This is a genomic window from Brachybacterium sp. HMSC06H03, from assembly GCF_001807385.1.
Lineage (GTDB): Bacteria > Actinomycetota > Actinomycetes > Actinomycetales > Dermabacteraceae > Brachybacterium > Brachybacterium conglomeratum.
The window spans coordinates 23,366-47,943 of sequence record NZ_KV788775.1 but is presented as its reverse complement, the minus strand read 5'-3'; the positions used below and the strand labels follow the sequence as shown (position 1 = coordinate 47,943).

25 protein-coding genes, 2 tRNA genes and 3 pseudogenes are annotated in these 24,578 nt (G+C 67.8%); 9 read left to right on the top strand and 21 right to left on the bottom strand.

From position 1 onward, the window contains the following. From HMPREF3159_RS18190 to HMPREF3159_RS08240, 13 genes and pseudogenes are all read right to left on the bottom strand, one after another. A pseudogene (locus HMPREF3159_RS18190) lies at nt 1-75 on the bottom strand (heavy metal transporter); the annotation flags it as partial. Nucleotides 76-199: 124 nt separating this feature from the next. Further along, nucleotides 200-445, bottom strand: a complete 246-nt coding sequence (locus HMPREF3159_RS08300) for a hypothetical protein (protein WP_070500600.1) — start codon at nt 443-445, stop codon at nt 200-202. Nucleotides 446-458: 13 nt separating this feature from the next. Continuing rightward, nucleotides 459-1,880 (bottom strand): NADH-quinone oxidoreductase subunit N, encoded by a 1,422-nt coding sequence (locus tag HMPREF3159_RS08295; RefSeq protein WP_246821571.1) that lies wholly within the window; start codon nt 1,878-1,880, stop codon nt 459-461. Nucleotides 1,881-1,895: 15 nt separating this feature from the next. Continuing rightward, on the bottom strand, nt 1,896-3,392 hold the full coding sequence (locus HMPREF3159_RS08290; protein WP_246821570.1) for a complex I subunit 4 family protein: 1,497 nt from the start codon (nt 3,390-3,392) through the stop codon (nt 1,896-1,898). After that, entirely contained in the window at nt 3,389-5,302 is a 1,914-nt protein-coding gene (locus HMPREF3159_RS08285; protein ID WP_070500598.1) for an NADH-quinone oxidoreductase subunit 5 family protein, read from the bottom strand. Before HMPREF3159_RS08285 ends, HMPREF3159_RS08290 begins: the two co-directional genes overlap by 4 nt. Next, entirely contained in the window at nt 5,299-5,601 is a 303-nt protein-coding gene (locus HMPREF3159_RS08280; RefSeq protein WP_010534530.1) for an NADH-quinone oxidoreductase subunit NuoK, read from the bottom strand. The genes HMPREF3159_RS08285 and HMPREF3159_RS08280 overlap by 4 nt, the downstream gene beginning before the upstream one ends. Next, on the bottom strand, nt 5,598-6,161 hold the full coding sequence (locus tag HMPREF3159_RS08275) for an NADH-quinone oxidoreductase subunit J (protein WP_010534531.1): 564 nt from the start codon (nt 6,159-6,161) through the stop codon (nt 5,598-5,600). Before HMPREF3159_RS08275 ends, HMPREF3159_RS08280 begins: the two co-directional genes overlap by 4 nt. 3 nt (nt 6,162-6,164) lie before the next feature. Beyond that, on the bottom strand, nt 6,165-7,100 hold the full coding sequence (locus HMPREF3159_RS08270) for a complex I subunit 1 family protein (protein ID WP_070500597.1): 936 nt from the start codon (nt 7,098-7,100) through the stop codon (nt 6,165-6,167). Next, nucleotides 7,093-8,304: a hypothetical protein gene (locus tag HMPREF3159_RS17860; RefSeq protein ID WP_246821569.1), complete on the bottom strand. Its 1,212-nt coding sequence runs from the start codon at nt 8,302-8,304 to the stop codon at nt 7,093-7,095. Before HMPREF3159_RS17860 ends, HMPREF3159_RS08270 begins: the two co-directional genes overlap by 8 nt. Then, nucleotides 8,295-8,639, bottom strand: a complete 345-nt coding sequence (locus HMPREF3159_RS08255) for an NADH-quinone oxidoreductase subunit A (protein WP_070500594.1) — start codon at nt 8,637-8,639, stop codon at nt 8,295-8,297. Before HMPREF3159_RS08255 ends, HMPREF3159_RS17860 begins: the two co-directional genes overlap by 10 nt. A gap of 239 nt (nt 8,640-8,878) precedes the next feature. Beyond that, complete coding sequence (locus HMPREF3159_RS18065; RefSeq protein ID WP_256374516.1) at nt 8,879-9,001, bottom strand: hypothetical protein; 123 nt, start codon at nt 8,999-9,001, stop codon at nt 8,879-8,881. 210 nt (nt 9,002-9,211) lie between these two features. Continuing rightward, nucleotides 9,212-10,714 (bottom strand): multicopper oxidase family protein, encoded by a 1,503-nt coding sequence (locus HMPREF3159_RS08245; protein WP_070500593.1) that lies wholly within the window; start codon nt 10,712-10,714, stop codon nt 9,212-9,214. Between the two features lie 13 nt (nt 10,715-10,727). Beyond that, the gene (locus HMPREF3159_RS08240; protein ID WP_246821574.1) at nt 10,728-10,943 is read right to left on the bottom strand and encodes an SHOCT domain-containing protein; all 216 of its coding nucleotides are present in this window, start codon (nt 10,941-10,943) and stop codon (nt 10,728-10,730) included. A gap of 233 nt (nt 10,944-11,176) precedes the next feature. Here HMPREF3159_RS08240 and HMPREF3159_RS08235 point away from each other — a divergent pair, with 233 nt between their 5' ends. Both HMPREF3159_RS08235 and HMPREF3159_RS08230 read left to right on the top strand, forming a co-directional pair. Next, nucleotides 11,177-11,860, top strand: coding sequence for a response regulator transcription factor (locus HMPREF3159_RS08235; protein ID WP_083305873.1), 684 nt, complete (start codon nt 11,177-11,179; stop codon nt 11,858-11,860). Between the two features lie 67 nt (nt 11,861-11,927). Then, complete coding sequence (locus HMPREF3159_RS08230) at nt 11,928-12,995, top strand: sensor histidine kinase (RefSeq protein WP_371441703.1); 1,068 nt, start codon at nt 11,928-11,930, stop codon at nt 12,993-12,995. A gap of 39 nt (nt 12,996-13,034) precedes the next feature. Here the strand turns inward: HMPREF3159_RS08230 and HMPREF3159_RS08225 are convergent, their stop codons facing one another. From HMPREF3159_RS08225 to HMPREF3159_RS08210, 4 genes are all read right to left on the bottom strand, one after another. After that, a complete protein-coding gene (locus HMPREF3159_RS08225; protein ID WP_070500590.1) occupies nt 13,035-13,802 on the bottom strand; it encodes a cytochrome c biogenesis CcdA family protein in 768 nt (255 codons plus the stop codon). Next, nucleotides 13,802-14,425 carry a TlpA family protein disulfide reductase gene (locus HMPREF3159_RS08220; protein ID WP_070500589.1) on the bottom strand — a complete coding sequence of 208 codons (624 nt, stop codon included), beginning with the start codon at nt 14,423-14,425 and terminating at the stop codon, nt 13,802-13,804. Before HMPREF3159_RS08220 ends, HMPREF3159_RS08225 begins: the two co-directional genes overlap by 1 nt. A gap of 35 nt (nt 14,426-14,460) precedes the next feature. Next, entirely contained in the window at nt 14,461-15,024 is a 564-nt protein-coding gene (locus HMPREF3159_RS08215) for a CueP family metal-binding protein (RefSeq protein ID WP_070500588.1), read from the bottom strand. Between the two features lie 86 nt (nt 15,025-15,110). Further along, on the bottom strand, nt 15,111-15,698 hold the full coding sequence (locus HMPREF3159_RS08210) for a YdhK family protein (protein ID WP_070500587.1): 588 nt from the start codon (nt 15,696-15,698) through the stop codon (nt 15,111-15,113). Between the two features lie 220 nt (nt 15,699-15,918). Between HMPREF3159_RS08210 and HMPREF3159_RS08205 the strand changes: the two are divergent. Beyond that, nucleotides 15,919-16,122: pseudogene (locus HMPREF3159_RS08205) on the top strand (four-helix bundle copper-binding protein); the annotation flags it as partial. 129 nt (nt 16,123-16,251) lie between these two features. Here the strand turns inward: HMPREF3159_RS08205 and HMPREF3159_RS08200 are convergent. After that, nucleotides 16,252-17,085, bottom strand: a complete 834-nt coding sequence (locus tag HMPREF3159_RS08200; protein WP_070500586.1) for a C40 family peptidase — start codon at nt 17,083-17,085, stop codon at nt 16,252-16,254. Nucleotides 17,086-17,636: 551 nt separating this feature from the next. Here HMPREF3159_RS08200 and HMPREF3159_RS08195 point away from each other — a divergent pair. Continuing rightward, nucleotides 17,637-18,762, top strand: a pseudogene (locus HMPREF3159_RS08195) (IS3 family transposase). A gap of 800 nt (nt 18,763-19,562) precedes the next feature. Next, nucleotides 19,563-20,720 carry a tyrosine-type recombinase/integrase gene (locus tag HMPREF3159_RS16675; RefSeq protein ID WP_168165397.1) on the top strand — a complete coding sequence of 386 codons (1,158 nt, stop codon included), beginning with the start codon at nt 19,563-19,565 and terminating at the stop codon, nt 20,718-20,720. Between the two features lie 81 nt (nt 20,721-20,801). Here HMPREF3159_RS16675 and HMPREF3159_RS08185 read toward each other — a convergent pair. Further along, nucleotides 20,802-20,875, bottom strand: a tRNA-Ile gene (locus HMPREF3159_RS08185). Nucleotides 20,876-21,184: 309 nt separating this feature from the next. Between HMPREF3159_RS08185 and HMPREF3159_RS08180 the strand changes: the two genes are divergently transcribed. The 4 genes from HMPREF3159_RS08180 (at nt 21,185) to HMPREF3159_RS08165 (ending at nt 22,866) form a co-directional block, all read left to right on the top strand. Then, a tRNA-Asn gene (locus HMPREF3159_RS08180) sits at nt 21,185-21,256 on the top strand. A 70-nt stretch (nt 21,257-21,326) separates the two neighbouring features. Next, nucleotides 21,327-21,797 carry an OsmC family protein gene (locus tag HMPREF3159_RS08175; RefSeq protein WP_070500583.1) on the top strand — a complete coding sequence of 157 codons (471 nt, stop codon included), beginning with the start codon at nt 21,327-21,329 and terminating at the stop codon, nt 21,795-21,797. Further along, nucleotides 21,794-22,285: a peptide deformylase gene (locus tag HMPREF3159_RS08170; protein ID WP_062950737.1), complete on the top strand. Its 492-nt coding sequence runs from the start codon at nt 21,794-21,796 to the stop codon at nt 22,283-22,285. The genes HMPREF3159_RS08175 and HMPREF3159_RS08170 overlap by 4 nt, the downstream gene beginning before the upstream one ends. A gap of 89 nt (nt 22,286-22,374) precedes the next feature. After that, entirely contained in the window at nt 22,375-22,866 is a 492-nt protein-coding gene (locus tag HMPREF3159_RS08165; protein ID WP_070500582.1) for a DUF3145 domain-containing protein, read from the top strand. A gap of 101 nt (nt 22,867-22,967) precedes the next feature. On the opposite strand, the gene HMPREF3159_RS08160 is transcribed toward HMPREF3159_RS08165, so the two are convergent. Further along, a complete protein-coding gene (locus tag HMPREF3159_RS08160) occupies nt 22,968-24,209 on the bottom strand; it encodes a beta-ketoacyl-[acyl-carrier-protein] synthase family protein (RefSeq protein WP_070500581.1) in 1,242 nt (413 codons plus the stop codon). 73 nt (nt 24,210-24,282) lie between these two features. After that, nucleotides 24,283-24,531: an acyl carrier protein gene (locus tag HMPREF3159_RS08155; protein ID WP_010551652.1), complete on the bottom strand. Its 249-nt coding sequence runs from the start codon at nt 24,529-24,531 to the stop codon at nt 24,283-24,285. Between the last annotated feature and the right edge of the window lie 47 nt (nt 24,532-24,578).

Below are 24,578 nucleotides of genomic sequence, written 5' to 3'. Positions count from 1 at the left end.
GACCTCCTCGCGGACGGACATCTCGCAGTGCCCACAGGTCATTCCGGTCACCTGGTACTCGTTCGTCGTCGTCATGGTCGTGCTCCTCTTAATTTGTATACCCCTATGGGGTATCTTTCCGGGATTGAGGCTATACCCCCTCCCGGTATCACGCAAGCTCTGTGGCTGCGAGTGCCGGGCATCGGCTCGCCGGCTCCACTCACCGCACGGATTCCTCGGAGGACCTCGATTCGCACGCGGACTCACCGGTGGGTCGGATATGGCGCAACCGCGTAGCGGCAACGAGTGCGGCGAGAGCGGCGATGACGGCGGAGACCATGCCGGCGGTGTTCAGCCCGCTGGTGAACGCCGGCTGCGCTGCTGTAGTCAGAGACGAGCCCACCGCATCCGGCAGCTGCGGGTCAGACGCGAGGATCACGCCGATGGAAGCGATGGCAACGTCCATGCCGACGCCGTCGTTAGAACAGCAGGGGTCCTTCCAGAGCCGCCCACAGGAAACCGGCCAGGATGCCGAGCCCCAGGCTCGCGGTGGCAGCCACCCCGGCGGTGGCTGCCGGCCAGGTGGCCGTTCCGCCCGGGCCGGGGAAGTTAGCGCCGTTATCGGTAGGACGGGCGAACGCGGGCGCGAACCAGCGCAGGTAGTAGAACAGGCTGAGCACGCTGTTGAGCATCACGACCAGCGCCAACCAGCCGTGCCCGCCGTCCCAGGCGGCGGTGGCGGTGGTGAGCTTGCCGACGAACACGGCCAGCGGTGGGGTGCCCACCAGGCCCAGCAGCGCCACGAGCAGAGCCAGGGCCAGCCCGGGGCGGGACCGGGCCAGACCTCGGTAGTCACTCAGCTCGCGGTGGTGGGGCAGCGCTGCGGTGACGGCGAAGGCGGCGACATTGGCAAGGGCATAGGCGGCGAGGTAGAACAAGAATGAGGGCAGTGCCAGCCCACTGCGCCCCGCCGCGGCCACCGGGACGAGCAGGAACCCGACCTGGGCCACGGTCGACCAGCCCAGCAGCCGGCGGGGATCGGTCTGCCAGTATGCGGCAAGGTTGCCCACGACCATGGAGGTCGTGGCCAGCACGCCTGCGACGACCAGCCAGGAGCCGTCGCCTTCGGAGATCGTGGCCACGAATCGGTAGACGGCTACCAGCGCTCCGATCTTGGGGACCGTGGTCAGGAACGTCGCGGCGGTGCCGCCGGTGCCCTGTGCGGCGTCGGGTATCCAGAAGTGCAGGGGCACGCCGCCGGCCTTGAACAGCAACCCGGCGAGCACGCCCAGCACGCCGACCCCCACGGCTGCGGCCGGGGCCCCGGGCAGCGCGTCCCGCAGCAGGGCGTAGTCGGTGCCCCCGGCCACGGCGTAGAGCACGGTGACCCCGAGCATGAGCAGGATTCCGGACAACGCGCCCATGAGGTAGGTCTTCATCGCCGCTTCGGCCCCGGACCGGCCGCCGGTCAGGCCGACAATCCCATACAAGGGGATGCTGACCAGCAGGAATCCGGCCACGAGCACGAGCAGGTCGGTGGTTCCGGCCAGCACCATCACCCCGGTGGTGGCGAAGAGCAGCAGCGCGTAGATGTCGGACTCTCGCCGCGAGCCAGCGAGTTCCCCGGAGGCCACCCCGAGGACCAACAGGGTCGTCAGGGCCGCGATTATCCGGGCGGCTCCGGTGGCGACGTCCACAGCGAAGGTGCCCGAGAACGCGCTCTGTTCGGGGCCGGCCATCGCCACGGCTGCGGCGACCGTGGCACCGAGCAGGGCGACCGCGGCCACGGCGCGGGCGATCCACTGCCGCTGACGGGGCAGGAACGAGCCGCCCAGCAGCACCACCAGACCGCCGACGAAGACGAGGATCTCCGGCAGCAGCAGGGCGGGCCGCATCTGCATCGAGGCCTCCACCGGCTACCTCCCGACCAAGGAGACCAGGGCCGCGGAGGCCGGCTCGATCACCTCGAGCAGAACTCGAGGCAGCACCCCGATGAGCACGGAGAGGGCCAGCAGCGGACCGACCGACCACAGCTCCCGGACGCGCAGATCCGCGAACCCGGGCGATCGGCCCTCCGTGGGGCCGGTGAACACTTGCTGCAGCGCCCGCAGGAACAGGGCGGCCGTGACCAGGATGCCCGGCAGGGCGATGGCGGTGACCGGGGCGACCGCGATGCTGCCGGCGAAGATTTGGAACTCGGCGATGAAGCCGGAGAACCCGGGCAGGCCCAGGGAGGCGAAGGCCCCGACCGCGAACAGCGCCGCATACCGCGGCGCGGGACCGGCCAGGCCTCCGTAGGAACCCATGTCATAGGTGCCGGCCCGATCCTGCATCACCCCCGCCAGCAGGAACAGCGCGGCGGTGATCAACCCGTGGCTGACCATCTGCACCACCGCACCGGTGACCGCCACCGAGCGGGCCTGCTCGGCACCCTCGGCGACCAGACCCGCCGCACCCAGGGCCAGGACGATGTAGCCCATATGGTTGACGGAGGTGTAGGCGACCATCCGCTTGAGGTCCGTCTGGGCCAGCGCCACGAACGCTCCGTACAGCACCGAGACGATACCGATCGCCACGATCGCCCAGGCCCAGGACCGCCACGCCTCCGGGAGCATCGGCATGGCGATGCGCACGAACCCGTAGGTCCCCATCTTCAGCAACACCGCAGCCAGCACGGCCGAACCGGTCGCCGGGGCGTCGGTGTGGGCTGGCGGCAACCAGGTATGGAAGGGAACGGTGGGGGTCTTCACCGCGAGACCGACCACGATCGCCGCCAGCACCAGCCCCCCGGTCAGCGGGCTGTCATCGAGCGGGGTGGCCGCGACAAGCTCAGGGATGTCGAAGGTGTGCGGTGCGGCGGCCACGTAGAGCCCGATAAAGCCCAGCAGCAGGGCCAGTGATCCCAGAAACGTGTAGAGGAAGAACTTCAGGGCCGAGCGGGCAGCGTTGCCATGGCCCCATCCGGCGATCACGAAGTACATGCCCACGATCGAGAGGTCGAAGAACACGAAGAACAGGATGAGGTCGGCTGCCACGAACACCCCCAGACTCACGCCCTGCAGGAACAGGAACAGGGCCGCCTGAATCCGGGGCCGGTCGGGCTGGCGCAGAGCGTAGACGGCACAGGCCAGGAACACGATCGTCGTCATGGCCACCAGCGGTAACGAGAGACCATCCACTCCCACGTGATAGCTGCTGTTCACCCCCGGGATCCACGGCACCTGCTGGTCGTACGCCAGTGCGTTTTGCCCCGGGTCCTCATAACCGACCCACAGCACTCCGACGAGCACCAGCTCGACCGCGCTCACGGCGACCCAGGCCCAGCGGGCGACCGCGGGGCCGATCGCCGGCATCGCCGCCAGGACGATGGCGCCGGCCAGGGGCAGGAAAACGATCAGGCTCAGCATGCTCATCCCATCACTGCATAGACGAACCAGGCCACGACGCCGATCGTGAGGACCGCGACGGCCTGGAGGAAGTACTGGTGGATGGCTCCGGTCTGCGGGATCCGGGCCAGATGCCCGAGCCGGCGGACCCTACCGGCGAGGATCTCCACCCCACGGTCCACCCCGTCGTCATCGACCCTCGCCGCCAGCTGACCGGTCACGTCGGCGGCGTGCGCGGTGGCGTCGACCCCGCCGTCGAGAATTCGGTCGTCGGCACGGGCGGCGATCCGCGCTAGCACAGGCACCGCCCCGGCGGCGGCCATCACGGTGCGGTCCAGGACGTGGTCATCGAACCGAGCCAGGGCGTGCGCCAGGGACAGGGACGGGCGGACGACGACGGCATGCGCGATCCTCTCCAGCCCCAGCCACTCACGGGCCCATCTCGGCTCGGGGGCGCGTAGCCGCAGCAAAAGCAGCAGCACGGCGGCCGCGATCACGGCCGAGAGAGCCAGCTCGACGGCCGAGACCTCGCCGTGCCCGCCCAGTGTCTGGGCGAGGGCCCGGCTGAGCGGGGGCAGAGCCAGCACGACGAGCCCGGCCGCGCCGGCGGCCAGCACGACCAGCGGCGCCTGCTCCACGGCCCCCACCTGGCCGGTGCCGCCCGCACGGACTCCCGCGCCGTCCCCGCGGCGCCAGATCGCCCACAGGGCCTTGCCGGCATAGGCGGCCGACAGGGCGGACGCCAGCAACCCGGCGGCGTAGAGCCACGGGGAGGCCTCGAGCGCAGCAGCCAGCACGGCGTCCTTGGTCGCCCACAGGGACAGCGGGGCGATCCCCGCCAGGGCCAGCGCCCCCACGCTCGCGCAGACCCCGACAACCCGCCACCGACGCCCCACTCCGCGTAGTCTCGCGAGATCTTCGGTGCCCCACGCTGTCAGCCACGCCCCGGCAGCCAGGAAGAGCAGGGCCTTGGTGGAGGCGTGCGCCACCAGATGGGCCGCGCCGCCACTGACCGCGCCGACACCGGCAGCGAGAACGACGAACCCCAGCTGGGCGACCGTGGAGGCCGCCAGGAGTTGTTTGAGCTCCCGCTGGGCCAGCGCCACGATGCCCATCAGCACCGCGGTGAGCATCCCGAGCCAGGCGGCCACTGGCCCGGCCCACCCGGTCGCAGCCAACAACGGCTCCACGCGCAGCAGCAGGAAGCCGCCCATGGCCACCATCGCCGCTGAGTGCAGCAGCGCGCTCACCGGGCTGGGACCCTGCATCGCCCCGGAGAGCCAGAACGAGAAGGGCAGCTGTGCGGCCTTCCCCAGTGCAGCGACCATGATCCCGGCCGCGACGACGTGGCGCCACGGGTCCGTCGCGGCCGGGAGGTCGGACAGCGCCATGCCTGCTCCGCCGGCCAGGGCGGCGCCGGCGGCGACGTAGAGGCCCAGGTCGGCGGTGCGGGTGGTGAGGAAGGCGGTGAGCCCCGCCGAGACCCGGCGCGGTTCCCGCCACCAGAACCCGATCAGGGCGTAGGAGGTCGCGCCCATCACCTCCCAGGCGAACAGCAGCGCCGGGATGCTGGCGGCGGAGGCCGTGACCAAGGCTGCGGCGGAGAAGATCAGCATCAGCCCGTGGAAGCGGGCCCGGGACTCCCGGATGCTCCCGGCCGCGAAGACCAGCACCAGGAAGGCCACCGCGGCGATCATCGGTGCGGTCAGCGCCGCAAGGGCATCCACCTCCAGTGCGAAGTCGGCGCCGGCCAGGAACGGGGCCGACAGCGCCGGCCGGGCCAGGGCGACGACTGCCGCCAGTGCTGTGGTGAGTCCAGCGGTGGCCACCGCGATCGGTGTCGCAACGCGTTCCCACCGGCGGGTCAGGGCCAGCGCGGCGCCCATGCTCCCCGGGAGCAGCACCATGGCGAGCAACGCACCCTCGGCCCCGGTCATCGGGACAGCTCCTCGGCCATGTCCGTCATGTCGGTCTGGCGCCGGCGGTGCAGCAGCGTGGCCACGGCGAAGCCCATGGCCATCTCCACGGTCATCGCCGCCAGCACCACCAGCAGCAGCACCTGCCCGGAGGGGTCCGGGGCCAGGAACCACCAGAATCCGGCGGCGGCCAGCAGAACCCCGTTGATCATCAGCTCCAGGCCCATCATCACCATCACCACCACCTGCTGGGACAGCGCTCCGTAGAGGCCTACCGCGAACAGCGCGGCGGCCACCACCAGCACGGCTTCCAGGGTCATCGGCCCACACCCCCCGGCTGGGGATCGTCGGCCGGGCGGCGGCGTAGGTCGTCACCGAATCGGTCGTAGCGGGTGCGATGAGCGGCCAGCACCACCCCGGACACGATGGTTGCCACCAGGACCGCGCCCACCACGACCATGACCAGCATCTTCTCGCCCATGATCTCCAAGCCGATCGCGTGCGTGAGGTCCTCGGGCGGGGCGCCGCGTCGCTCCGGCCAGGGGATGAGCAGGGCGCCGGCAGCCAGCATCCCGAAAACGCCGGACGAGGCGCCGATCGCCGTCTTCTTCCCGTGGGTCATGTCCATCGGCATCAGCGCCGGGTTCATGCCCATGAACATCACCATGTAGACGGCCATCACCGCCATCTCCATCACCATCATCAAGATCGTGATGACCCCGAGATAGCTCTGCTGTAAGAGGAGGATCTGCACTCCCACGGCGATGAACGACAGCGCTAGGGCGTAGGTGGCCCGGGCCATGGAGTCCACCACGAACACGGCTACGCCCGCGGCCACGGCCACCACGGCGAGTACCCAGAACACGATTGTGACCAGCACGGTTCAGCCCTTCCCGGCGACGATGAGAGACACGACCAGGTCCTGGAGCACGGCCGCTGGAAGCAGGATCATCCACCCGATCTCCATGAACCGGTCCGGTCGGAGCATCGGCAGCTTCCGCCGCAGCCACACCAGCACGGTCAGCACCGCCACGGTCTTCACCAGCGACCATGCCCAGCCCGGCAGCACGGGCCCGGCGCCCCCGCCCAGGAACAGCGGTACCGCGAAGGCCGCCCCGGCAGCCAGCAACGCATAGCGCCCGGCCAGGAAAACGAGGCGGTCCACCCCGGAGAGTTCGCTCAGCACACCACCGGCAATGTCCGCGGAAAGGGCCGGGGCGAACGGGCCCCACACCGAGAACCCGGTGACACCGATCAGATAGACCAGGAACGCCACCGGCATCCACACCACGAACCACAGGCCCTCCTGCGCGGCAGCCACCTCTCCGACGCGAAGACTGCCAGCCGCGATCGCCGGGGCCACCAGTGCAAACATCAAGGGGAGCTCGTAAGCCAGCCCATGGGCAAGGAACCGGTAGCCACCCACCAGGCTGTGCGTCGAATTTGCGCCCCACCCGGCCAACCACACCAGGGCCCAGACCATGACGTCCACGGCGTTGAACCACACCACCCCCACGTCCAGGTCCGCCAGCGTCCAGCGCCCCAACGGAATCACCGCGACCATTGCGAACGCCCCGACCAGCAGACCTGCGCCACCGATCCGCCACAGCAGCGTGTCCGCGGCCACGGTGGTCCGGCGCCGCTGCCGCAGCAGCCGTGCGGTGCGGGCCACGGGCGCCACCCAGCCACCGGAGGCGCCGTGGGCGCGAGCGGACAATGCCGCCTCCAGAGCAACAGCGAAGAACGCGAGGCCACCCAGAATGATGGCTGCCAGTACGGCCCATCCGGCAGAAACGGTCGTCACCAGGGACTCAGACATGCCTCGTCTCCTGGACGGCTGGGAACGGAACAAGATCCAAGCTCGCCACCGCCAGCCGCACAGAGGCCACTTCCAACCCTGTCACCAGGTGCGGCACTATCGCCCAAGGCACCACGCCCCCGTCGATCGGCTCCACGGGCTCCTCGTTGCGTGTCTCGGCCCGGATCACGTCGAGGCTCCACAGCAACCGGTCGTGGGCGTCCCCGAGACAACGGCTCGGCAAGCCATGACGCTCTAGATCAGCGGAGGTGAGAGGCAGAACGCTCCGCAGAGACCAGCGCAGCAGCCGCGATTTCCGCACTGTGCGGTACAACCGCTCAACGGCGTCCTGGGCAGCATCTTGTTCGCCCTGCAACAGAGTGTCCCGGGCATGGCGGGCACGGGCTGCCGCGTCGTCCGCCCCCGCAAGTGCCAGCAACGCCAGGGCATTGTCGCACCGCACCGCCGCGGACACGGGCATGGGGCCGGGACGCTTCGCCTGCTCCGGAGTCCCGTAGCCCCCGTTATCGATCACAGCTGCCTCGGCGTCGACCACGACATCGCCCTGCAACGAGCAGCGAAGGACCAGCCCTGCCGGCCAGAACGGCAAGACAGGTCCCAACGGCAGTTGCAGGACATCCATCTCCAGACCGTCACGGTCCTCCCCGGCCTGGGCCAACGGGATACCCGCCGGAGCCATGTCCATTCCGCCGTGGCCGCCATGGCCGTCGTGGTTCTCGTGGTCCGTCTGGTCATGTTCCATCTTGTCATGGCCGGGGTTCCTCATACCGGGGTGTTCTTCGGGGGACGTCCCGTCGTGCTCACCATGGTCGAGGTCCCCGTGGTCCATTCCGTTGGGGTCGTCGGAAAGCTGAGGTTCCTGCAGTCGGTCCTGCGCATCTGCTCTATGACGGGGAGTGTCGAGAAGGAGGTCTGCGGCGCTGCGTAGAGCCGATGCCACAGCGTCGGGCGAGCTGATGCTGGTGCGTACCCGCGGACCGGGCATCTGCTCCCAGATGAGGTCCACCAGTTCCGCCAGTTCAGGGCCGGGCACGCCGCACACCGCAAGGACGTCCGCATCGGCTGGGGTCCACGCCCGCCGCCATCCACGGCGCAGCATCTGATGGTCGAGCTCCACACGTGTCGACCACTGGCCCGGCGGCTCGATAACGAGGACGTGGGCAGCACGGACGGCGAGTCCGGCGAGGAGTTCGTTCAGGCCCATCGAAACGCCCCTTCCCGCCAAGCCCAGGCCACAGCGACAAGCAGAGCGCCGAGAAAGAGGAACATCTCGACGACTGCGGAGAGCCCCTTCTCAATCACGACCACGGCCCACGGGTACATGAACAGCATTTCGACGTCGAAGGCCAGGAAGATGATGGACGCAAGGTACCAACGAACGTGGAAGCGCGACAGGGCATGCTCCTGGGGCACCCATCCAGATTGGGCAGGCAACGAGGTCAACGGATCGGCGTGAACGGCCAAGGCACGGTGCGCTGCGAACAGCGCCACGAGGACCAGCATCGCCACCAAGGCCATGGCCACAATCCCGAAATACATCACGATCCGACCTTCCGGCAGGGCGAGACATAGAGCTCTGGGCTCCATGATAGGGAGGAACCCACCATAGCGAGATCTTTCCCTCTCACTCGGAATCATCTGACACGCGGCCGTCGCAGTCTGGCGCGATCATCAGCGTGGTGCTGGGGCGGGGATGACAGCCCCGGCGGCGACAGATGCACTAACGAAGGCCACCGCCAGTCCCGCACAGTAGACAGCGAGCCGGCCTGCGGCGTTCATCAGGCTCGCACCGCCGAGCAACCGGCCTCCTCGACTGCGCTGAGGACCGTGGTGTCGTCGATTTCGTTCTCGGAGGTGACGACGAGGCGAACCGTCTGGGCGCTCACCTGGAGGTCGGTCACCTCGGAGAGCTCCCCGACACCGTCGGAGGATCTCCCCTGGTGGGGGACAACTGGAAGGCACGCTCCATGCGGGCCTTCCGGCGAGCAGGTTGGTCGCTGGCACACGTCTGTTCGTGAACGCCGCGGACGATGAGGTGACGGTCGGTCGAATCGATCGCAGTGACGCAGCCGGTCTCACCGTGGCGCCCTCGGGGGCGTGGCCGTACGACGTCAGGACGCGTAGTCGATCCCTGTCATCATGCCGACTTCCTGGTGGTACGCGTTGTGGCAGTGCGCTGCCCACCGGCCCGGATTGTCCGCATCGAAGTCGAGGGCGAACGATTCCATGGGCGCCATCATCACCGTGTCCTTGCGCAGTCCCGACGGCAGGGCGAAGGTGTGGCCGTGGACGTGGAGGGGGTGACTCATCATCGTCTGGTTGGTCGCGATGATCCGCACCCGCTGCCCCTCGCGGATGCTGAGTGGAGTGTTCTGGCCAAAGGGTGCTCCGTTGATGGCCCACTGGTAGGGCTCCATCGAGCCCTGGAACGCGAGTTCGAGCTCGGTGTCGACGGCGCGGTCCTCGAGTCGCGCGGCCTCGGCCGGTTCCAGAGTGGATCCGATGAGGACCTCCCCGTCGAGTTCCCGGACCTGGACGTCCGCAGCGGGCACCTCCCCGGCACCGGTCCTCAGCACGGCGAGCCCTCGGCCGCCGCTGGTCTTCCCGACGGGACGCGCCACCAGAGGGAACATGCCGTCCTTTACGGTGACCGCCACGTCGTACCGCTCACCCATGCCGAGGTACAGCGCCTTGGCGGTGACCGGCTCGACGGAGAATCCGTCCGAGTGGGTGACGGAGAGGTCGTGGTCGCCGAGCGCGAGGGCGAAGATGGTGTCTGCGGAGGCGTTGATCAGGCGAAGGCGCACTCGCTGGCCGGGTTTCGCCTCGAAGATCTCCGGTGCTTCGGGAATCCGGCCATTGATGAGGAAGTGCGGGTAGGCCACATCACCGGCGTCACCCCAGGGCTCATCGCCCATCGGCATCTCGCCATGATCCATGCCGTCGGAACTACCTTCGCCCATCGGCATGTCGCCATGATCCATGCCCCCGCCGTCTGAGGCGCCGGCGCCGGTCAGTCCGGCCAGGACGTCGTCGGGAGTCTGTCCGGTGCCATCGATCCAGTCATCGAGAGTCACGATCCACTCGGCGTCGTAGCCACCGGGTTCGTCGGGGTCATCAATGATCAGCGGGGCGTAGAGCCCGCGGTCGAGCTGCAGGCCGACGTGGGAGTGGAAGAAGTAGGTGCCGGGATCGGGGACGACGAACTCGTAGGTGAAAGAGGTATCCGGTTCGACCGGGTCCTGGGTCATTCCGGGCACTCCGTCGGCGGCGTTGTGCAGTCGGATGCCGTGCCAGTGGATCGTGGAGGCCTCGGGCAGGCGGTTCTCGAGCGTGATGCGCAGCAGGTCCCCGGCCGTGGCTCGGATCAGCGGCCCGGGGAGGCTTTCGCCGTACGCCCAGGTCGAGACCGTCCTCCCTCCGAGATCGACCGTTGTCGGCGCCGCGGTGAGGGTCTGGGTGACGAGGCCCTGACCGGCTTTCGGCGTCAGGGTAGGAGCCGGCGGGAAGGTGCCGGCTTCGGCGGGGACGGTGCGGTTCCCGCATGCGGCGAGAGTCAGCGCTGCGGCGCCGAAGCCTCCGGTGATAGCGGTGCGGCGGGAAATTCTCTTCACAGTTGCAGTCCTTCTATGCGGAGGTTGGGGGTCGGTCCCGGAAGGCGTCCAGGACAAGCTGTCGGTGCTGTTCGAACTCTTCGGCCGTGATCTCTCCTCGAGCAAGGCGCAGCGAGAGCTCTCCGATCGCCTCGTTCTCGTTTCGAGCGCGGCGGGGACGTCCAGGCAGCACCGCGCATGTCAACAGCAGTGCGGAGGCCCAGAGGAGAAAGAGGAGACCGGCGAGCATCAACCACATCAGCCACGGCAAAGAATCTGTCAGCATCATCTGAGGTCTCCTCGCTGGGTCAAGTTCGAACGCGATACGGTCCCCACCAGGTTCTCTGCAGCGGACGAAGGTCTCGTCGAGAGTTCCTCAAGATCTGATCCAGATCTGCTTTGAACCCCGGGGCGGACCCACGGCGTCCAGGATCGGAGACCACACTGGTGCTCATGAGGAGTGAAGTGGATCGAGTGGCCGCGATGGTTCTCGTCGTCGAGGACGAAGCGGCGCTGTCAAATGTGGTCCAGGCGTATCTCGCGAAGGCCGGTTACGAGACTGCGAGCGCGAGAAGCGGACCGGAAGCGGTGGAGATGGCCCGCACCTTGTCGCCGGACGTGATCGTGCTCGACCTCGGCCTTCCGGGTCTCGACGGTATGGAGGTGATGCGGAGGATCCGAGAGTTCTCCGACTGCTACGTGCTGATCACGACTGCACGATCTGAGGAGGTGGATCGCCTGGTGGGCCTGTCGGTGGGAGCCGATGACTACCTCACCAAGCCGTTCAGCGTGCGTGAGCTCGTCGCCCGGGTCCAGGCTGTGCTGCGTCGGCCTCGCGGCGAACCCGGGGCCGCGTCCTCGAGCACTGTGCGGACGTTCGGAGAGCTCGAGATCGACACGACTGCGCAGGAAGTACGGCTCGCCGGCCGCGCACTTCCGCTGACTCCGACCGAGCGCGGCCTGCTGGTTACCTTGGCGCACAGCCCGGGCCAGGCGTTCAGTCGCCGCCAACTGATGGAAGCCGTCTGGGGTGACACCTGGATCGGGGACGATCATCTCGTCGATGTGCACATCGCCAACCTCCGACGAAAGCTCGAGGAGACGGCTGAGACTGCACGGTTTGTCACCACAGTGCGCGGTATCGGCTATCGCATGGGGAAGGGATGAGCTCATGACGGAAGCCAGTTCAGTCACCCGACGGGTTCGTCCCGGCACCAGCTTGGCATCGCGCCTGATGATCGGACAGCTCATCGTGTTGCTTGCCGGTGCGCTCACCATCGCGGTGCTGACGGTGCTCATCGGGCCCGCGGTCTTCCACTACCACCTACTCCAGACCGATCTCCCCGTGGATAGCTCCGAGCTCGTCCACATCGAGCGTGCGTACCGTGACGCTCTCGCTCTCGCCCTCGGGGTGGGATTGGTGGTCTCACTTCTAGCCGCAGGTGTCGTCACCTGGAACCTGGCGCGACGGCTCCGCCAGTCGCTTCACGGCCTCACCTTGGCCGTCGATGAGCTGTCCCGTGGCCACTACTCTACCCGCGTGCCTTCCCTCGGGGCCGGGGCGGAGCTGGATTCTCTGGCCGCCACACTCAACGACATGGCGGCACGTCTGGACGCGGTCGAGGAGACTCGACGTCGACTCCTTTCCGACCTCGCCCACGAGCTGCGCACCCCGATCGCCACCCTCTCGGCACATCACGAAGCGATGGCAGACGGTGTCATCGAGCCCGAGATCGCCATGCCCACCCTCTCCGGGCAGACCGTTCGACTGTCCCGGCTGGCTGACGACATCAGCGAGGTGTCGCGGGCCGAGGAAGGGCAGCTTCCGGTGGAGCTGCGACCCATCACCGTCGAAGGCCTGTTGGCATCAGCCCTGCAGGAGTGGGGGGAGAGGTTCGAGACGGCCGGGGTGGCATTGCGACAAGACATCGGCCTCCACCACTCGGTGACGATCCACGCGGATCCCGACCGCCTCGCCCAGGTGCTCGGGAACCTGCTGAGCAATGCTCTTCGACACACCTCTCCCGGAGGCACCGTCACCGTCTCGGCATCGGCCCACGGCAGCACCGTGGAGGTCGCGGTGACCGATGACGGCGAGGGGTTCAGAGCGGAGGACCGGGCCCGCCTGTTCGAACGGTTCTTCCGCGCCGACAGCTCCCGCACCCGAGAGAACTCTGGGTCAGGCATAGGCCTGACCATCAGCCGGGCCCTGGTCGACGCGCATGGCGGGACCATGACCGCCGCCAGTGACGGGCCCGGGCAAGGTGCCACCTTCAGCATCAGCCTGCCTCGAGCGAGCTAAGACCGCTGAAGTCGTCTTTGCACCCGGGCGGTTCCGCTCTCAGACGATCGTGGTGAAGTTGCCGATCCGCACTTGCAGCAAGGCCATCCACGTTTCCCACACCCCCGTGAGCAGTAGGAGGCCGATCGCGATGAGTACGGACCCTCCGACAATCTGGAGCATGCGTCGATGCCTTGCCAGTGCTCGCGAGAACCCCAGGGCGCGCCGGAAGACGATCGCGAAGAGGATGAACGGGATCCCGAGTCCGATCGCGTAGCCGAGAGCGAGAAGTGCGCCTCGACTGGCGGACGCCTCGCCGAGGCTGAGGGCCGCGACCGCGGCGAACGTCGGACCGATGCATGGGGTCCAGGAGAAGCCGAACGTGATCCCGAGCAGCGGGGCGCCGGCGAGCCCGGCGTCGGGGCGTTTTCGGATCCGCTTTTCCCCGGCGAACTGCGGGAAGATGCCGACGAACACCAGGCCCATGAGGATGACGAGCACTCCAGAAACCCGATTGATCACGCTCGTGTACTGGACCATCAGTGACCCGAGAGCGCCGATGAACCCTCCGATGACCAGGAACACCGCAGTGAAACCGGCGACGAACAGCACCGCCCCGGCGACCAGGCGCCACGGACGTTCCCCGGGACCGCTGGCGTCGCGCGATCCTGTGCTCTGCCCGGTGAGCCCAGTGATGTACCCGAGGTAACCGGGGACTACCGGGAGCACGCACGGGGACAGGAACGCGACCAGACCGGCCACGATGGACAACAGGAGTGCCATGGCCAGCGGCCCACTCAGCACAGTGGTGGCGAACAGCTCCCCCATCAAGCACCTTCCGCGAGAACCGTGTCCAGGAGACTCTCGAGAATGCTCTGGTCAGCCGCGCCCGAGATTCGGGCGGCGACTCGTCCCTCAACATCCAGGATCAACGTAGTGGGGACAGCGTTGGGTGAGACCATGCCGTCCATGGAATAGAGCACTGCCCCATCGGAGTCCGGGATCGAGGGGTACGTGATGCCGAACGTCTCCTCGAATGCAGCTGCTGGTCCGGCCTTGTCCCGTGTGTTCACCCCCACGAACTCCACCCCCTGGGCGCCGTATTCGGCGTGTACCGCCTTGAGCGCAGGGGCTTCGACTCGGCAGGGCGGGCACGAGGCGTACCAGACGTTGGCTACCAAGGGGGCGCCACGCAGCGACGTGGAGTCGAAGTCGTCTCCGTCGTAGGTCGTTCCCTGGAACGCCAGGGGCTCGGCGCGACCTTCTGGAGGGATCTCGACAACGACACCGTCTCCGGAGACGTATCCGGCACTTGCATCGCTCGCTGCATCCGAGGAACCGCTGCACGCCGCAAGGAGGGGAACTGCGCCGAGCAGACCTCCCCCTAGTCGGAGGAGGGACCGACGGGTCGCGCCCGGCTGTGCTCCGCTCCACGCAGCGGGGCTGGCCATCGATTGCCTAGAAGAGGGGGGAGAACTCCGTCGGGTTAGGCCAGTTGGAGATTGGTCAGACACGTGAGATCATCCTCCGCCTGGGTCGAGATGGGGGCGGACCCCGTGAGCTCGTCGAGGGTGCATGTGAGCTCCCCGGCTATGCCGCGCGGCAGCCAGAGACCGAGGAACCCGTTGTCGTGCGTGGTGCGAGTGCCTTCCTCGAGGATCTTGCCGGAGCTGCTGTCCACCACGTTGACGGCGACCTCGCGATTGCGCAGTTCCCCGCGACACGTCGTCAGGCTGTGGAAGCCGCACTCGTGCGTGGTCTCCACGAATGGTGCCACCGACAAGTAGAACTGGTCCTCAGGAAGGGGCAACTCAGCTTCGCGCCCTGCATCGTCTTCGAGCTGGAGGGACGTCGCGGTGACGCTGGCGATCAAGTCTTGCGGTCGCTCGGCCACCGCGAGCGCCTCGAGCCGGTCGATGATCTCGGGCCCGTCGGCGTCAGCGAAGCCATAGTCCTGGAGCAGGTCCTGATCACCCGTGACGGAAGCAGACTCCGATTCGCGGGTTCCGCAACCGGCGATCACGAGAGGGAGCAGGCCGGCGCCGATCATGAGGGATCGCCGGGGCAGCCGGACGATGCGACGACGGGATTCACCGCCGGAGGAGGTGCGCGGACCGCGGGGCCTCGGTGGGGTGATCACTGGATGGGCTCGATCTCGCTCTCGACGACCCACTTGTGGTTGGTCATCATCATCCCGTCGGCCTCGTAGTCGACCATGTACACGGTCTCCTCGGTGGCGCTGTCGATGGTGGCTTCAGCACCCTCCATGCCCGCCATGTGATCGGCGGTGATGACTACCTCGGTGCCCTCCGCCAGCGGCGGCTCGCCCGGGTTCTCGAGCTCTTCGTGGACGACCCACTTGTGATCGGTGACCGGCTCGCCGCCATCGGTCGGCGTGAAGCTGACCGAGTAGGTCGTTGTGTCGAAGGCGCCGGAGATCGTCGCCGTCGCGCCTTCCATGCCCTCCATGTGGTCCGCGGTGAGCTTCACCTTCGTGCCGACAGGGAACTCAGGTTCCTCGGCAGGGGTCATCCCTTCGGGTGCGGGGCCCCCGTCCATTGGGTGCTCCATGCCGCCGTGGCCGCCTCCATCGGACGCCTCCGACGATTCCGGCCCGCCCGAAGTCTGATTGTCATTAGATCCGCTGTCGGTGCATCCGGCGAAGACGATCGCACCGGTGATGACGACGGCTGCAAGACGACCGAAAGATCGACGAGAATGCATATTTTCTCCTAGTCAGAGTACAGTTTCCACGAGTCTATGACTCACAGATCAAGATATCCTCAAGGCCAGGTGTTGAAGTCTTGAGCAACGTACTGACCAGGAGTCTCGCACTGACACCAAACGTGCGGTCCACTCGCTTAACCGTCTCGGTGTGTACTGGCTAACGTCGCCTGCAGGGCAGACACCCCCCGGCCCGTGCGGGACGAGAAGGAGCAGAACCTTGACCCAACACGTCGCTTCGATGTTTAAAGCCCAGTCGAAGGACCTCGGCACCTTCGACCAGCAGAAGCCCGCCGAACGCATCGAGGCCTGCTTCAAGTACCTGCAGATCTGCATTGCTTGCGCCGACGCCTGCCTGGCCGAGGACATGGTGGCGAACCTGACCCAGTGCATCGGCCTGAACCGGGAGTGCGCCGACGCCTGTCGACGCTGTGAGAAGGCCTGCGCCGAGCTGCTGGCCGCCACCATGGGCTGATAGCGCCGTCGTTGCGCGCGAAGGCGGAGCCCAGACCGATGGTCGCGGCTCCGCCTGCGTCAGCGTCGTGGCGTGCGATCAGCGGAAAGTGACGAAGGTCGGATTGCCCCAGATCGTTCGCTCGGTGACCGCACCCGGGGTGCGCCCCGCGTCGATGACGGTGTCTCCACCGGCGTAGATCCCGAGGTGACCGGGCCACACCACGAGATCACCGGGCTGGGCCTCGGACTTCGAGATCGTGGTCCCGGCCGCCTCCTGCTGCGAGGAGGTGCGGGGCAGGTCGATGCCGGCCTGCGCATACGCGAACGAGCTCAGGCCCGAACAATCGAAGCTGACGCCCGGCTTGGAGGTGCCCCATGAGTAGGAGGCGCCGATCTGGCTACGAGCGGCGTCGACGATCGCCTGACCCGAGCTACTCGACGAGGATGCCGGGGCCGGCGCGGACGTGCCGCCGCCCGAGGCCGTGGCGCCGCCACCGTTCAGAGCGCCCTTGGTTTCAGGGCCGACGACGCCATCGACCTGCAGGTCATGCGAACGCTGGAAGTCCTTCACTGCGCCATGGGTGAGCTTGCCGAACTTGCCGTCGACATCCAGTGAGGTGCCGTGTTCATTCAGCGCGGTCTGGAGCTGCTCCACCGACGCACCCTGAGAACCCCAGCGCAGCTTCTCGGTCCCGAACGCAGACCCCGCGTGGGCGGGTGCCGGCGTTGCCGGAGCGGCAGTCTGCGCGCTGATGGTGGGTGCAGCGGGTGAGACGGCCGGAGCGGCCTGCGCGGGTCCAGCGAGCAGGGCCGAACCGATGACGACCGTGCCGAGCACAGCTGCCCCACCGGTGTTCCGCAGGGCTCGTCCCGTAGTCCCGACAGGCGTGATAGCTCGCCCGAAGGCGCGGTGGGTGTTGTTCTGGGCCATGGTTCTTCTCCGTAATCTTCCCGCTCGGTACGAGGGAGAGTCGATGAGTTCGTCAGTGCCACGGTGACGGCAGGGCGAGCGTCGAAGCGCCGGCTCATGTCGTGGGCAGCGAGATCAACGTACTGGCCGATCCGGCGGCTCCAAGGACGAATGGACCGTTGTGTTTGACAATTTGAGTGAGTCTTTGCACGCACTCCGGAAAACCCCCGGCCGGTATGTGTCGTCTTTGCTTGCGCCGTCGAACATGTGACTCACAAGCTCGAACGCAGCCTCTAGATTTCCTTAAGAGCCTCAAGGGTTTGTCTAGGTTTCACTCCGCGGCTCGACGACTTGGTTCTGCTGGAAGTTGCATACGCGCAGTTGCTAGATGCCGGGCCGAGGCGGGCTTGCCCGGCGCATCGCACTGGAGGGAGTTGGGGACTGATGCGCGGGTAGGCGTCACATTGACCTGCCCTACGGCTAGGTTTCCAGTTGACGTCGCTAGTCGATGGTCTTCATGGAAGGCTCTCCGCACGCCCCGCCCGTACCCTCCCGAGTTCCGTGCCCGTGCTATCGCTCTGGTCCGCGGGGGCCGCAGGTCAAGCAGACCGCACTGGACCTCGGTATCCACGAGGTCACCCTCCACAACTGGCTGCGACAGGACGATATTGACCACGGCCGCCGGCCGGGTCGAAGCAGTCAGGAATCTGCCGAGCTCCGCGCGTCGCGCGGCCGGGCCCGGCAGCTCGAGCAGGAGATCGCGATCCTCCGCCGGGCCGCGACGTGGCTCGACGAGGAGGGAGGAGTCGCCCCAAAAGGGCGCACCCGGTGATCGACCGACTCGTCGACGCCGGGGCACCCACGAGCACCTGCTGCCACCTACTGGGCGTCTCCCGTCAGGGCTACTACCGGTACCGAAAGCGCCCGACCAGTGCCATTGAGCTGCGCCGCCGCTGGCTGACCGGCCTGATCCGGGAGATCCACGTCGCCTCCAGCGGCACCTACGGCTACCGCCGCATCCACGCCGAGCTCACCATCGGAATGAACATTCCGTGCTCCAGCCGGCTCATCTCCGTCCTCATGACTCGCGCCGGAATCAGTGGCCTTCCAGGCCCAGCCAGAATCAAGCGGCTCAAGGGGGTCGCCACAGCGGACGACCTGGTCAACCGCAAGTTCCACCGTCTCGCGCTGAACGAGCTGTGGGTCACGGACATCACTGAGCATCCCACCCGGGAGGGCAAGATCTACTGCGCCGCCGCGCTGGATGCTTGCAGCCGCAAGATCATCGGCTGGGCTATCGACTCCACACAGGACTCCACCCTGGTCGTGAACGCTCTGGACATGGCAATCCTTGCACGTCAGCCAGGGCCAGGAGGGGTCGTTCATGCGGATCACGGAGTCCAGTTCACCTCCTGGGTCTTCACTCAGAAGATCCGTTCAGCGGGACTGCTGCCGTCGTTCGGGACGGTCGGCGATGGGCTCGACTATGCGATGATGGAGTCGTTCTGGTCGACGATGCAGATCGAGCTACTGAACCGGAAGAAGTGGAAGACGCGCATCGAGCTCGCGAACGCGATCTTCGAGTACATCGAAGTGTTCTTCAACCGTCGTCGTCGGCACTCCTCCCTCGAGTACGCGACACCCCACGACTACGACTTCGCCCGCACCCCGCGGGCACTCACCACCACCGGAAGCTAGCGACCAAGAGTGGAAACCTCACCGTAGGTCAGGTCAAGCTGACACCCGAGCGCGCATCAGTCCCGTCGCTCTAGTTTTTTGGATGCGGGGTCAGCTTCCCGTCGCACGCGCTCTCTACCTCTGGGCACGCGGTGCTCAGGTGCCCGAGGTCGTGGGGCCCTACTCGGACTCTGCGAGGCAAGCGCACGCCCGGCTCCGCGGGCCCGGGGAGAGGAGGCTTCGATCGCCCTTGCCGCACCGAGTCAGTCGATCGCCTGTAGCCCGCAAGCAGATCGATTCCCGGTGCGGGCGGCGTGCAGCCTCGCGCTACGGTGTTCTTGTGCTGAGTCGATCGGCCCGCCCGCCAGGCATCGGGGTCTCGAGCTCAACGGTGAGCAGAAGCTCGCCGGAATAGACAATGCTCCGTGCGTGCTCTGGCGCTAATGTGGGGGAGCGTGGAACACCCGAGGGGTATACCTACCAGGCCCCTCGGGGGAAAGATCTCTGAGGAGGGTCTTCAGGATGGCACCCCAAGGCTACTGGGGCAACGACTGTGAGAGAAAGTTTCGTCGCGTATTTCGCGGGGGAACTTCTGTAACTTCATTGCCTCAATCGCCCCACGACTCCGCTATGCAATGGCGGCTGATGTCGCGATGAGCCGAAGGAAGACTCCTCCGGGCTCAACCACGGCGGTCGCTTTTCACGTACGCACTGACGGTGGTCCCTGGCGAGCTGCGGACCCCTCCGATCCTTCGCTGTCGCGAGCAAAGCGTGGCAGGCAGTGGCGAGCGCGGTGTCGGCTACGCCTTGAAGATGGGACGATGACGCAGCTCTCCCGGTCGGCGCAGACGCCATCGCTGGCCCAGTCTGCCCTCGAGCGAGTCGTCGATCACGAGCGAAGGTCCTTCGATGCCGACGATGCGGTACCGACACTCGGTGATCTGATCGCATGGGCAGTCGAGCGGATCGAAAGCGGACGTAACCCGCAGGTCAAGTCCCCGAACTCCGTGTCGAAGTACCTGGGGGTTGCCCGCCTCTGGGCAGGGCGCCCGTCTCCCGCGGACGACGCGGACTCCACTGGAGCGCGCTCCCACATCCGTCGTGCAAAGCCACAGGAGTCGCGTGTGCACGGGATTCCGATCGACCAGCTGACTCCCGCAGATCTCTCAGACGAACTGGAGCGCGTCGCGGAACCGGGCGCTGGGTCGCTCACCCACTTGCGAGCTCTTTGGCGAAAAGCCACCGCTCGTGGGATTGCGCTTCGCTACATCACGGTCGACCCAGCAGCGAACCTTCGCGTCCCCGCGACTACCATTTCTCCAGAGACGCATACGTATAAGAACGGTGCATCTCGTCCGCTCAAAAACTCACTCACCAACGAGCAGCTAGCGACACTGCGGGAGAAGGTGAGAATCCGTCACCCTCAGCAGAGACTCGACATGACGGACCTCATTATCCTCGGTACCTACACGGGCCTACGTATTAACGAGGCGAATTCGCTGCGGTGGGTGGATGTTCACCTGGGAGACGAACGCTCATTCTTGACGGTCCGCGGTCAGGTGTACGGATCTGGGAAGACTCGAGAGTGGAGGCCGATGCTGAAGCGCGACTCGAGTAGGCGAACCGTCCCCCTACCTCCCGCCGCGGCTGAGATGCTGCGGGCTCGTCAGCGAGGGGCGCTGGACGCTCAGCTCCAGGGTGCATCTCCGGGAGCCGCGTTCGTGTTTCCCGCGCAGCGAGGTGGGCTGCCCGATCAGACCGCAGTCCGCAAGGCTGTGCGCCGGAAGCTCGACCGTGCCGGGTTCCCGTGGGTCACATTCCATACCCTGCGCAGAACGGTGGAGCGACAGCTCATGGACGCGGGGGTCGATCCTCGCGTCATCATGTCGGTCATGGGGCATGACCCTGCAACCTCGTGGGCCTCGTACGTGGACAGCAAGAGTGTCGACGTCGACGTGGCCGCGTCTGTCCTGAAGTGACATGGGAGCGTTCATAACTCGTACTTAACTCGTACCTGGTGCGCACCGAATGGTGCCGAGGTCGAGAATCTGCAGGTCAGGTGGCCCAGGCGAGGCTTGAACTCGCGACCGACGGATTATGAGTCCGCTGCTCTGACCGGCTGAGCTACTGGGCCGTGGCCCGCGAGAGGGCCCGGACGAATCTACCACGCACGGCCGCATGACCTGGTTCGACGCCGCGCTGCGGGCCCCGCGGGCACTCCGCCTCGGACGGGCTGTCCGGTCGCTGCGGCGCCACCCGCCTCCTCGAGGTGCTCCGGAGGAATGACGACCTCCTCGATCCGGGAGCGGCGGTCCGGTCGATGACGCGTCAGCATCCACGACGGGACCCGGCGCGGGCGCGTAACCTTCGTCATAGTGGCCGGTCGTGAGGGGGTTCCGGGATGCGAGCCCCGCCCCGATCCTGCTACAGTCGTCCAGGTCGATCCCGCATAGCTCAACGGCAGAGCATTCGACTGTTAATCGAAGGGTTGTTGGTTCGAATCCAACTGCGGGAGCCCCTGAGACTCAGCCCCGGCCTCGTCCGGGGCTGAGTCATTTCCTCCGGTCCCCTGAAGGAGCATGCCGATGCCCTCCCTGCCCGATGACCGCTTCCCGCTCCCGGAGGACTTCGGCCCCGGCAGCGTGTGGGCGGACCGCACCGGCCACCGCACCCTCGTCGGCCGCACCCAGCGCGGCGTCGAGATCCCGATCGGCCACGGCGAGGGCGAGGCGAGCCCCGGCGAGCTGCTCAAGCTCGCCCTGATCGGCTGCGCCGGGATGAGCAGCGACGTGAACCTCGCCCGTCGCCTCGGCGAGGACTTCGAGGCGCGGCTGTGGGCCCACGGCACCTCCGACGAGGCCGAGAACCGCTACCTGTCGATCGCCGAGGAGGTGCAGCTCCCGCTCGAGGGGCTCACCGCGCAGGAGATCGCCACGGTCGTGAAGGTCTTCGGCCGGGCGGTCGCCGCGGGCTGCACCGTCGAGCGCAGCGTCGTCCCCGGCGTCGAGGTCACCCACCGGGTGCTCGGCGTGGAGCCGGGGGAGGAGCAGGCGTGACCGTCCGTCCCATCCGGGTCGTCGGCGACCCCGTCCTGCGCACCCCCTGCGACCCGATCCGCACGGTCACCGACGGTACCCGCACCCTCGTGCGGGACCTGCTCGACACCGTGGACGACCCCGCCCGCGCGGGCGTGGCGGCGAACCAGATCGGCATCGGCCAGCGCGCCTTCTCCTGGCACCTCGTGGAGACCGGCGAGCTCGGCTACATCCTCAACCCCGTCATCGTGGAGCTCTCCGAGGAGCTGCAGCACGACGACGAGGGCTGCCTCTCCGTGCCCGGGCTCTTCTTCCCGCGCACCCGCTCCGCCTACGCCCGTTGCGTGGGCACGGACCTCGAGGGCGAGGAGATCGAGCTGGCCGGCGAGGGGATCATCGCACGCCTCATCCAGCACGAGGTCGGCCACCTCGACGGGGAGCTCTACATCGACGGCCTCGAGCGCTCCGTGAAGAAGCGCGCGTTGCGCCAGATCAGGGAGACCCTCTAAGCTCGTCTTGGACCAGCACGCGCTGCCATCAGCTCCGTCCAGGGTTCCGATTCGTTGGGGAAGACGCATCGGACACCGGAAGGAACGAGATGACCCAGGGCGTTCTGTACATCCACTCGGCCCCGCGCGCCCTCACGCCCCATATCGAATGGGCGGCCAGCGGGGTCCTCGGCATGCCCGCACGCATCCGCTGGGAGGACCAGCCCGTCGGCCGCGGCCTGCAGCGGGCCGAGATGACCTGGCGCGGCCGTGAGGACACCGGTGCCAGGCTGGTCAGCGCCCTGCGCGGCATGCACGAGGTGCGCTTCGAGGTGACCCAGGAGGCGACCGCCGCCGTCGACGGCGCCCGCTGGAGCTGCACGCCCGAGCTCGGCATCCACCACGCCGCGACCGACGCCGCCGGCAACATCGTGCTCACCGAGGACCACGTGCGCGGCTGCATGGAGCGCGCCGGCTCCGACCTGCGCGCCCTCCCGCGCGAGCTCGGCATCGCGCTCGGCGAGCCGTGGGACGAGGAGCTGGAGATCTACCGCCACGCCGGCGAGGGCGTGCCGATGCGCTGGCTGCACCGCGTCAGCTGAGCGCGCGTCGGCCGCGGCCGCACTATGCTCCGATGCGCGAAGGGCGCCCGTTCCCCGAGGGGAGCGGGCGCCCTTCGCGAGCGCTGCGGCAGGGGTGCCGGTCAGGCCGTGGTGACCACCAGCGCGATGTCGTGGCCGCCGAAGCCGAAGGCGTTGTTGAGCACGGCGAGATCGCCCGCCGGGAGCTGCGCCGGGGCGCCGTTCGCGATCGTCATCGGGGTCTCGGGGTCGAGGTTCTCGATGTTGATCGTCGGTGGGACGGTGCGGTGGTGCGCGGCGAGGACCGAGAACAGGGTCTCGAGCGCGCCCGCGCCGCCCAGCAGGTGCCCGGTCATCGACTTCGTCGAGGTGACGACGATCTGGTCGGTCTCGCCGCCCAGCGCGTCCGAGACGGCCTTCAGCTCGCCGATGTCCCCCAGCGGCGTCGAGGTGCCGTGGGCGTTGAGGTGCTTGATGTCCTCGGCGGCGAGATCGGCGTCCTGGACCGCCTCGCGCACCGCAGCGGCCTGCCCCTCGGGGTTCGGGGCCGAGATGTGGTGGGCGTCGGAGGCCATGCCGCGGCCGGCGGCGTAGCCGTAGACGCGGGCGCCGCGGGCCTTCGCGTGCTCCTCGCTCTCCAGCACCAGGATCGCCGCGCCCTCGCCGAGCACGAAGCCGTCGCGGTCCACGTCGTAGGGACGCGAGGCGTGCTCGGGATCGTCGACCCGCGTGGACAGGGCCCGGATGTTCGCGAAGGCCGCGATGGTCATCGGGTGGATGCACGCCTCGGTGCCGCCGACGACGACCACGTCGGCCCGGCCGTCGCGGATCATGCCCATGCCCAGCGCCACGGCCTCCGAGCCGGAGGCGCAGGCGGAGACGGGGGTGTGCGCGCCGGCGCGGGCGCCGAGCTCCATGGAGATGTTCGCGGCGGGGGAGTTCGCCATGAGCATCGGCACGGTGAAGGGATTGACGCGGCGGGCGCCGCGCTCACGCACGATGTCCCACTGGTCCAGCGTCGTCCAGATGCCGCCGATGCCCGTGCCGACGACCACGCCGAGGCGGGTCGGGTCGACGTCGGGCGCGCCCGCATCGGCCCACGCCTCGCGGGCGGCGACCATCGCGTACTGCCCGGAGGGGTCGAGCTTCTTCGACTCGGGACGGCTCAGGGAGTCCAGCGCCCCGGGCACCAGACGGCAGGCGAAGTCCACGGAGAGCCCGTAGGACTCCTTCCAGTCGTTCTCGAGGGTGCGGGCCGCGGAGGTCCCGGCCAGGGCCGCCTTCCACGTCGAGGCGACATCCGCGCCCAGCGGGTTGACGGTGCCGAGGCCGGTGACGGCGACTCGGGAACGGGAAGCGGACATGCGGACCTCCGGGTCGGGGCAGACGGGGAACGGCGACGCCCGGGACGAACCCGTCCCGGGCGTCAGGCGGGGCTCAGTTCTGGGCGCCCGCGATGTACTTGACGGCGTCGCCGACGGTGGCGAGGTTCTTGACCTCTTCGTCGGGGATGCGCACGTCGAACTTCTCCTCCGCGTTCACGACGATGGTCATCATCGAGATGGAGTCGATGTCGAGGTCGTCGGTGAAGGACTTCTCGAGCTTCACGTCCTCGGTGGCGACACCGGTCTCCTCGTTGACGATCTCGGCGAGGCCCTCGAGGATCTCGTTCTCGGTGTGTGCCATGGGTGCTCCTTAGGGATGTTCGGATTGTGTGGCGGGGACAGACTACC

Coding starts and splice junctions, on each gene's coding strand:
- HMPREF3159_RS08220 (WP_070500589.1), bottom strand. CDS start 14,425: ATGGCCAGCCCCGCTGCGTGGAGCGGAGCACAGCCGGGCGCGACCCGT.
- HMPREF3159_RS08235 (WP_083305873.1), top strand. CDS start 11,177: ATGGTTCTCGTCGTCGAGGACGAAGCGGCGCTGTCAAATGTGGTCCAG.
- HMPREF3159_RS08175 (WP_070500583.1), top strand. CDS start 21,327: ATGCCCTCCCTGCCCGATGACCGCTTCCCGCTCCCGGAGGACTTCGGC.
- HMPREF3159_RS08215 (WP_070500588.1), bottom strand. CDS start 15,024: ATGATCGGCGCCGGCCTGCTCCCTCTCGTGATCGCCGGTTGCGGAACC.
- HMPREF3159_RS08230 (WP_371441703.1), top strand. CDS start 11,928: ATGATCGGACAGCTCATCGTGTTGCTTGCCGGTGCGCTCACCATCGCG.
- HMPREF3159_RS08155 (WP_010551652.1), bottom strand. CDS start 24,531: ATGGCACACACCGAGAACGAGATCCTCGAGGGCCTCGCCGAGATCGTC.
- HMPREF3159_RS08255 (WP_070500594.1), bottom strand. CDS start 8,639: ATGTATTTCGGGATTGTGGCCATGGCCTTGGTGGCGATGCTGGTCCTC.
- HMPREF3159_RS08225 (WP_070500590.1), bottom strand. CDS start 13,802: ATGGGGGAGCTGTTCGCCACCACTGTGCTGAGTGGGCCGCTGGCCATG.
- HMPREF3159_RS08285 (WP_070500598.1), bottom strand. CDS start 5,302: ATGACCGGGGCCGAGGGTGCGTTGCTCGCCATGGTGCTGCTCCCGGGG.
- HMPREF3159_RS08200 (WP_070500586.1), bottom strand. CDS start 17,085: ATGGCCCAGAACAACACCCACCGCGCCTTCGGGCGAGCTATCACGCCT.
- HMPREF3159_RS08280 (WP_010534530.1), bottom strand. CDS start 5,601: ATGACCCTGGAAGCCGTGCTGGTGGTGGCCGCCGCGCTGTTCGCGGTA.
- HMPREF3159_RS08290 (WP_246821570.1), bottom strand. CDS start 3,392: ATGAGCATGCTGAGCCTGATCGTTTTCCTGCCCCTGGCCGGCGCCATC.
- HMPREF3159_RS08295 (WP_246821571.1), bottom strand. CDS start 1,880: ATGCAGATGCGGCCCGCCCTGCTGCTGCCGGAGATCCTCGTCTTCGTC.
- HMPREF3159_RS17860 (WP_246821569.1), bottom strand. CDS start 8,304: ATGGGCCTGAACGAACTCCTCGCCGGACTCGCCGTCCGTGCTGCCCAC.
- HMPREF3159_RS08160 (WP_070500581.1), bottom strand. CDS start 24,209: ATGTCCGCTTCCCGTTCCCGAGTCGCCGTCACCGGCCTCGGCACCGTC.
- HMPREF3159_RS08270 (WP_070500597.1), bottom strand. CDS start 7,100: ATGTCTGAGTCCCTGGTGACGACCGTTTCTGCCGGATGGGCCGTACTG.
- HMPREF3159_RS16675 (WP_168165397.1), top strand. CDS start 19,563: ATGACGCAGCTCTCCCGGTCGGCGCAGACGCCATCGCTGGCCCAGTCT.
- HMPREF3159_RS08240 (WP_246821574.1), bottom strand. CDS start 10,943: ATGCTCGCCGGTCTCCTCTTTCTCCTCTGGGCCTCCGCACTGCTGTTG.
- HMPREF3159_RS08300 (WP_070500600.1), bottom strand. CDS start 445: ATGGACGTTGCCATCGCTTCCATCGGCGTGATCCTCGCGTCTGACCCG.
- HMPREF3159_RS08165 (WP_070500582.1), top strand. CDS start 22,375: ATGACCCAGGGCGTTCTGTACATCCACTCGGCCCCGCGCGCCCTCACG.
- HMPREF3159_RS08210 (WP_070500587.1), bottom strand. CDS start 15,698: ATGCATTCTCGTCGATCTTTCGGTCGTCTTGCAGCCGTCGTCATCACC.